This is a genomic window from uncultured Ligilactobacillus sp., assembly GCF_948826705.1.
Classification (GTDB): domain Bacteria; phylum Bacillota; class Bacilli; order Lactobacillales; family Lactobacillaceae; genus Ligilactobacillus.
In genome coordinates this window covers 1-7,242 of the sequence record NZ_CAQLEL010000041.1, presented here as the reverse complement: position 1 = coordinate 7,242, position 7,242 = coordinate 1, and the positions used below count along the sequence as shown (strand labels likewise).

Genomic DNA, 7,242 nt, shown 5'->3' with positions numbered 1-7,242 from the left:
TCATATTCTGGTACTTCTACTGTGGTGCTTGAAGCCTTTGATCTAGATTCACTACTTCGTTTTGATTGAGCTTGTGTAACTTTTTCTTGGCGGATCTCTTGTTGGCTCTTGTCGATCTTTTTAGTTGAATTGATCAAAAGTAGCATCCCTATTAGCAATCCAACACTGATCGTCACTGCAAAAATACTTAATACTTCTTTCCATCCATTCAATATGAGCACCTCCTCATTGATTAAAATATCTAAAAAATTATTGACTTATATCTACATTTTATCATTTACTTATTATTATTGTATAATTTCAAACACAAAAAATACGCCATCCTTGAAGGACAGCGTTAATACACAAATTATTTTAGCAAACGTACACTTAAATAAGTTACACTCAAAACCGTGAGCATGAGTAACCAAAGCGGAAAATCAAAATATGTGGCAATGAAAGCACTGATGCCACCACTAGCAGCAGCGTAAGTAGCTTTCCGTTCTTTTTTGAGATCCATATTATTCTCCTTGTAAATAATAAATTCACACCACAAAAAACACTTACTGTACCTTTATTATGCCATTTATCTACACATTTTGGCTAATAAAAATCCATCGATGAACATATAAAAAAATCCCAATATTTTACTAATGATTTAACGTTTGTGTTTACTTTGACAATAATATTATGGCTAAAATCTAGAAATTATAAAAAATTACTAATTATCTCCCTTTTACTTACTAAAAGTGCTACATTGAAATCCCAAATAAATCTATTTGCTTAAATATGAAAAAGGGGGAATTTATATGGTTCTAAAACCTAAGATCGTGCTCCATTTTCCAGCTTTTGCAGTTGCTAACGACAAAGAAGGCTATGATTTTTTTGTTTTAGATGTTCAAGAACTAGTAATTCGAACTGAGAAAATGGATCTAGCCGAATCACTTTCCTATGCTTCAGGTATCCTTGAATATCACGTAGATAAGAAGTGGCGAAAGCTTAAAAGACCAGTTCCACCCACGTTAGACAGTATTGCTCAAAAACAAAAAACAGTCCCAAATTCATTTTTTGTTTCACTTCGCGTCAATGTCATGCAACATGTCAAGGTCAGTGAATTGGAGCCAATTACCATAATGATGCCAAAATGGTGGCTCCTCACCAAAAATCTTAATGTCAATGCTTTACGTGGTATTATTTATGGAAATTATCCTTTTAGATAAGACACAAATAGGACGGATAGCTACCACTGTGTGGAGTATCTGCCCTTATTTATACTAAGAAATGATATAAATTTACCCATTCACAAATAGCTGTATGATATAATAATACTGCCAATTCTGTTAAGTTGGTAGGGAACGGAGAATTGATTCATTAGTAACATATTTCGCTTGCTAATGCAACTGAAATAGTTATTATGATCACAGTAATTGATGCTGTGACCATCTGGTCGAAGTCATTGCTTGATGACATTATAAAGCACATCCATTCATAATGTATGTCGCTTAAATAGTCCGAGAATTGTCTCTCGACATTATTATAAGTATGCCTGGGTTCCAGAAGTTATTTTATTCTCCTTACCAGAAAAAATAACGTTATCTAGCGGAAAAATCATTTAAAGCGTCCGGTAGCTCGATTTTTCCGCTATTTATATTACATCTAAAAAGGAGCTTCTTTATGGGGAAAAGTAGACTTAATTTCGGAAATTTAGAAGAAATATATAATCCAAAATTATATAGACATTTTGATAGGCCCTTAAGTCAACAAAAAATTTCAGAATTATTAGACTGTCTTTCATCTGAAAAATTTTATATAAATTATCGACATTATCCATTTATAAACTATAATATTAAATTTAGAAAATACCTTGGACATGGACAATTTAAGACAAAGTCACGGCCTATATCACTACCATCTCACCGTGATGCTCTCATGTTTAAGGCATACTCTGTACTATTGAATAATAATTATGAAGAATTTCTTAATCAGTCTGAATTCAGTGACGTCCCAATAGCCTATCGACGAGGAAAGTCAAATATTTCCGGTGCTAAAGAAATATTTGACTTTATTTGGGATAATCCTGATTGCTGGATCTTAAAAGCAGACTTTAAATCTTTCTTTGATACATTAGATCATAAAATACTTAAAAAAATTTATGTACCGTTTTAGGTCAAAAAAGACTACCAGAGAATTGGTATCATGTTTTTATGTTTTTAACTAAACATAAATCTGTACTCAAAAGTGATTTAGAACATCATACCAATTTGCAAAACAAACATACTCCTTATGTAAAAAATGGTAAGGAACTCAGTGACAAAATCAAGTCTAATGAACTGAAACTTATCAATTCGCCTAAAAAAGGGATTCCACAAGGTACTGCACTCAGCGCAATACTTGCAAATGTATATATGATTTCATTTGATTCCAGTATAACTAAAATTATCAGTCACTATAATGGAATTTATCGTAGATATTCAGATGACTTTATTATTGCATTGCCTAACGTTTCTAAAACAACAGCATTTCAAATACGAGATATACTGTTCAACCTTTGCAAATTACAAAAACTAACAATAGAACGAGAAAAGACTAAAATTTTTCATTCAGTCTCAAATGACCGTACTATATATAGTCATTTAGATAGTATTAATTATTCAATAAAGCCACTTGATTTTTTAGGATTCCTTTTTGATGGAAAATTTGTTCATATGAGAAGTAAGAGTATCTATAAATATCATTACAGAGGGAAACGCACAACTAGATTAATGGATAATTTCTTTAATGATCGAAAATTACTAGAAAGAAATGAATCGTTCCCCTATTTAAGTGCTAGAACTCGTTTATCAGAAAAAGATCACCGTGAGCATCGCGATTATAGACTACGTAAACAAGCTGTCCAATTATATTTATCTACCCAACCTTTACTGCAAAGAAATATGCAATCATATGCTAAACGAGCACAAGATCAACTAAGTTCTGGACGGTACGAAGTTAGAGTATTGAAACAAGTTCAAAAACAAATTTCATATTTTAGAAAGCGTGGCTGGAAAAAATAACCAAGCCAGAAAAAAATGCACAACCAGCAAGATATTTTTTGCTTAGGTTGTGCATTTTTAATTACTAATACAGCAATTGAATATTACCTTAATCGTCATAGTTTTCATTTATCATTAAAAATTATCTGCAGGTCGCTCTGAAAAACCTAAACTCGATATTTTCATTATAGAATTAAATAAAACTTCATTAATCATAGATTCCGGCAAATCTGTTATTCTACCGTACACCCTTAAATTCCATTTCTCTGCAATAGCGTACCGCCCAAATTGCTCGCATTTCGTTATTACAGAATTTTGTGCCCGTTTTTTTGATACTTTTCCCGTTGAATACCATTTAGTACTGTTAGCAACAGCTCTATAAATAATATTATAAATTTGCCCTATCGAAAAGTGATCAACTAAATATTCAAGTACCATTTGCGTCTTTTCGCCTGGATTAAAGTCGTATCTAACATCACGCATTTCATGTAATAGATATGCTTCACTCTCAGTCATTGCTATTCTTCTCCACATTCCATAGCAAAATTCTTTACTAAACTGTTCTGGATTAGGATACATTAGACGCTTTAGCATTCCATTCCAATCACCATCAGTGGGATCAATATTTATCTCATATCTAACTTCAAGTACATTATATATTACGCCATTTTGATCTTCTGGAATGGTAAAAGCATTTAAATCAGAATCATCACTAACAACTATTAAATCCTTTTCTAAAAGATCTTTGATCATTTCTAGTGTCCATTTTTCACTTGGAGTAATTGGTTTTACTGAGCTGTTTAAAGGATTAATAACTGAGGCATCCTCCGATAATAGTGAACATAAAATAACGCACATATATAATACGTCTTTTGAGGATAATTCCCCCTCCGATTTTTGAGGTGCTCTACTTTGTTTTAAAGCTTCAATAATATATTCCCGCTTATTTTCTTCCAGCATTCTTCTCTCTTCTTCGCAATAGCGACACTTACAAAAAGGTACATCTTCTCTGTGATCACAATTATGACAGTACGCCTCATTAAAGTTTATCTGTCCATAACTCTTTGACTTCAATTTGACTACTAAATTTGCCCCACACTTTACACATTTCTTATTAGTCACTACCTTAGGGAAAACACTAACTAATCTAGTTGGTAAAACTGAAAGATTATACTCACTTATAATATTTTTAACTGGTTCACCAGCATAATATTTATTAATAATATCCACAACTTGATTTTTATTTAGATGACTAAATGTATTATCAATATCCTTAAATTCTATATCCTCAATGCTAAAGACCATAAAATCATCTCCAAGCATTTTTCTATCAATTATAGTCAAAAATCAACAAGTTACAACTAAGCTATTTTAGCTAAAATTATAAAAAAGTCATAGACATTCCATCCATGACCTAAATACTTATTTTTCTGTCAACATATAGTATCTATTCGCATCAATTGGGATAGTTAATTTCAAATCCATTAAAACAATTTAATCCTCTTTACCATCCTAGCGTTTAGAGAATCCTTGCTTCATTGAATCCTTAATAATTTCACATGGCCCTAAATAGATAAAGGATGTCCCTTCATCATCAGAATTTTTTACAAACATATGCATGTCTAACACCTGCTTGCCTTCTTCAACACCTCAATAGAGCTTTTGGGATCTCAGTCCTTCATTCGCCACTTATTCTTTGAATACATGTACATCACACTTTGATTCTTGAACTAGTCACCGTATAAATAGTTTCGCTAATGTTTTCACTCTTACTATATGTGACATATCATGATCTTTATCAATAAAATCTCCACCAATTTTTTGACTTGGAACACGCTTATTAAAATTTAGCAAATAATTCGTTTCTAATCAGATTGTTTATGCTTAACACGAGAAACTTGCTGTTCTTCTGATATCCGATAGCTATTCATCAGTAATGTCTAAATTATTGAAGAACTCTTTTACATTTACTTCATCAATTTTAAAATTCACTGTCACAGTGATCCATAAATTCCTTGACAGATGTACTTTTTTATTCGGTAGTTTTCCACGATATATCGGACTTTTTAACTTTCGTCCGGTAATCTTTTGCTTCCAGACAATATTTAATTATTATTTACTATGCCAACTTCCCAAATCCCCGACAGATCTGCTTAGCTGACTTGCTCACCGCTTTGGCCAGTTCGCCTTCGATCGCTTCAGGCAAGATCTCAATGTCATGAGTAAGATTTTCTTGTATCTCATTGATATATGAATCAAGCTCAGTCATCCCTTTTTCAAGAATCGCATTTTTCTTAGCTAGCTTGCTTGAAGCTACATTTTCCAATATCATCAAACGTTGCACTAATTTTTTGATCTGCTTTAAAGCAGTTGTGACCACCATATGATCATTTGCCAAAGTTCCTTTATACACCAGCTGAGTTTGGGCCTGAAGTGCCATTTGGATAGCTAAAGTGTTCATCATGACCGCCTCCTTTGCTGTAAAAATTCCGCCTCTAATCTATCCTGCTTTCTGCGATTATCCACACGATATTCTTCCCATTCAAGCTCTGATTTTTGGCGATTTATGCGATAAGTATCACGTGCAATTTCGGCTAACTCTGCATGCAGCCTCTTCACTTTTGAAAGCTCTTGTGGGGTGGCATCGTTTTGACGTAAACACTGATAGGTCACACCAGCTATCTCATAATAGATCTGACCCAACTTGTGGTCGAGCATAACAAATTCTTCTTGTTTCTGCTCATATGCTTTTTTATGTTGAAAATACTCACTTTCCAGCTTTGCTTGCTTTTGCAAAAATTTCTTCTCTTGTTCTTTGTCCATCATAGCCCAAATTCTCCCGCTAATTCTTGATCGTCAGCGATCCGTTTCTTGATGCTCTTATCAAATGCTTTATCGAAATCAGCTAGATCTTCTTTTAGCTGTTTTAGTGGTTTTAATTGCTCATTTAGTTTTTCAACTGGCTTGGTATATAAACTTTCCTTATCAGCACCAGCATAATGCAAGACCTCCAGTATTTCTTCTTCCGTGAGATCCGTCCCGATCTGGCGCGCCATTTGTAAAGTCTCATTCCAATTGGCTTCTAACTTTGCTTCGATCTGTTTTTGCGTCTGTTCGAGCACTTCGATCCCTGCTTGTCCGTGTTCTTTGATCGCAGCTTTTAGAGCGTAAGCCAAAGCTGCATCTAGTTTGATCTTGCCACCTTTAACGCTGTATCTATGTCCATACTTCTTGCGTAATCCACGTATCTTAGCCACGCGCTCAGCTAAAGCTGTGTCAGCCTTTGACACTTTTGTTTCAAACGTGTTCTGCGTTTTGGAAACTACCACTTTATGATGTGAATATCTAAGCTGACCTTTTTCATCGAACCAGTTAGCTACGTTATGGTTTTCATTGATGAGCTTTTCTAATTTTTCTTTACTTACAGAGATCGTCTGGCCGTTTTTCAAAACGAGTTTGCCCTGTGAGAGTGAGCGCAATGTCTTTTCAAGATCGATATCCCCCATCCCTGTCCCATTTTTATAGTAATGCTGAAAATCCCCCTTGAAAATTCCACCAAACAAGGTATAGCTGTTGTTATAATTACCGATAAGATCGTCGACATTCAAATAACTAGTAATTTTTGTCGGATTATCTAAGATGTACTGCTTATCTTTTTTACTCAACTTATCTTTGGGGACTGGGGCATTAAATGTTACTGTCTTTAGGTGCTTTTTGGCACCAACAGTCAAAGCTAGCGAACCACCTAAAGAATGTCCCGTCACTGCGATCTTTGCTTTAGGATAGCGTTTTTGAATATAGTTGGCATAACCCAAAGCGGTATCGAATTGACTCACTGGAGGCTCAAAGAGTTCGATCAGATTTTTGGTTTGAGATAAAGTGCCATCCACATCAGCAACATCGATCACATCAGTCACTAGATCGACTTTATCCTCGGGGTTAGTCCCAGCATAAGCGATCGTGAGCTGACTGTAGTCCACCACCCCATCCTTTACTGGTGCAACTGTCATCGCCTGCATGTGGTTAGGAACACCGTACTGCTTTTTGTTGCCATAGGTGCCGTTGCGGAAAGATGTTTCGATCCCCCATCTGGAAAAATAAGATCATATGGAATACTTGGCTCTGGTGGTAGTGCAGTGTCAGTAATGATAAATAATAACGAAAAATATGTTATTGATGGGATAAGTGTTGAAAAAAATGGTATGCCAAGAGGAAATGCTGTGTACAGTGA

9 protein-coding genes and 1 pseudogene are annotated in these 7,242 nt (G+C 34.5%); 3 read left to right on the top strand and 7 right to left on the bottom strand.

The genetic code is table 11. The annotated features are described in order from the left end of the window. A pseudogene (locus tag Q9Q35_RS02510) lies at positions 1-212 on the bottom strand (hypothetical protein); the annotation flags it as partial. Positions 213-349: 137 nt separating this feature from the next. Beyond that, entirely contained in the window at positions 350-499 is a 150-nt protein-coding gene (locus Q9Q35_RS02505) for a hypothetical protein (protein ID WP_304651983.1), read from the bottom strand. A gap of 289 nt (positions 500-788) precedes the next feature. Here Q9Q35_RS02505 and Q9Q35_RS02500 point away from each other — a divergent pair, with 289 nt between their 5' ends. The 3 genes from Q9Q35_RS02500 (at position 789) to Q9Q35_RS02490 (ending at position 3,032) form a co-directional block, all read left to right on the top strand. Further along, positions 789-1,199 (top strand): hypothetical protein, encoded by a 411-nt coding sequence (locus tag Q9Q35_RS02500; RefSeq protein WP_304651982.1) that lies wholly within the window; start codon positions 789-791, stop codon positions 1,197-1,199. Positions 1,200-1,653: 454 nt separating this feature from the next. Continuing rightward, complete coding sequence (locus tag Q9Q35_RS02495) at positions 1,654-2,145, top strand: hypothetical protein (protein ID WP_304651981.1); 492 nt, start codon at positions 1,654-1,656, stop codon at positions 2,143-2,145. Positions 2,146-2,183: 38 nt separating this feature from the next. Continuing rightward, complete coding sequence (locus Q9Q35_RS02490; protein WP_304651980.1) at positions 2,184-3,032, top strand: reverse transcriptase domain-containing protein; 849 nt, start codon at positions 2,184-2,186, stop codon at positions 3,030-3,032. A gap of 114 nt (positions 3,033-3,146) precedes the next feature. Here the strand turns inward: Q9Q35_RS02490 and Q9Q35_RS02485 are convergent, their stop codons facing one another. The 5 genes from Q9Q35_RS02485 to Q9Q35_RS02465 form a co-directional block, all read right to left on the bottom strand. Next, a complete protein-coding gene (locus tag Q9Q35_RS02485) occupies positions 3,147-4,316 on the bottom strand; it encodes a hypothetical protein (RefSeq protein WP_304651979.1) in 1,170 nt (389 codons plus the stop codon). A gap of 207 nt (positions 4,317-4,523) precedes the next feature. Continuing rightward, a complete protein-coding gene (locus tag Q9Q35_RS02480; RefSeq protein WP_304651978.1) occupies positions 4,524-4,640 on the bottom strand; it encodes a DUF3427 domain-containing protein in 117 nt (38 codons plus the stop codon). A 490-nt stretch (positions 4,641-5,130) separates the two neighbouring features. After that, positions 5,131-5,472 (bottom strand): hypothetical protein, encoded by a 342-nt coding sequence (locus Q9Q35_RS02475; RefSeq protein ID WP_304651977.1) that lies wholly within the window; start codon positions 5,470-5,472, stop codon positions 5,131-5,133. Further along, positions 5,472-5,837, bottom strand: coding sequence for a hypothetical protein (locus Q9Q35_RS02470; RefSeq protein ID WP_304651976.1), 366 nt, complete (start codon positions 5,835-5,837; stop codon positions 5,472-5,474). The genes Q9Q35_RS02475 and Q9Q35_RS02470 overlap by 1 nt, the downstream gene beginning before the upstream one ends. Continuing rightward, positions 5,834-7,030: a hypothetical protein gene (locus Q9Q35_RS02465; protein ID WP_304651975.1), complete on the bottom strand. Its 1,197-nt coding sequence runs from the start codon at positions 7,028-7,030 to the stop codon at positions 5,834-5,836. Before Q9Q35_RS02465 ends, Q9Q35_RS02470 begins: the two co-directional genes overlap by 4 nt. Positions 7,031-7,242: the final 212 nt, after the last annotated feature.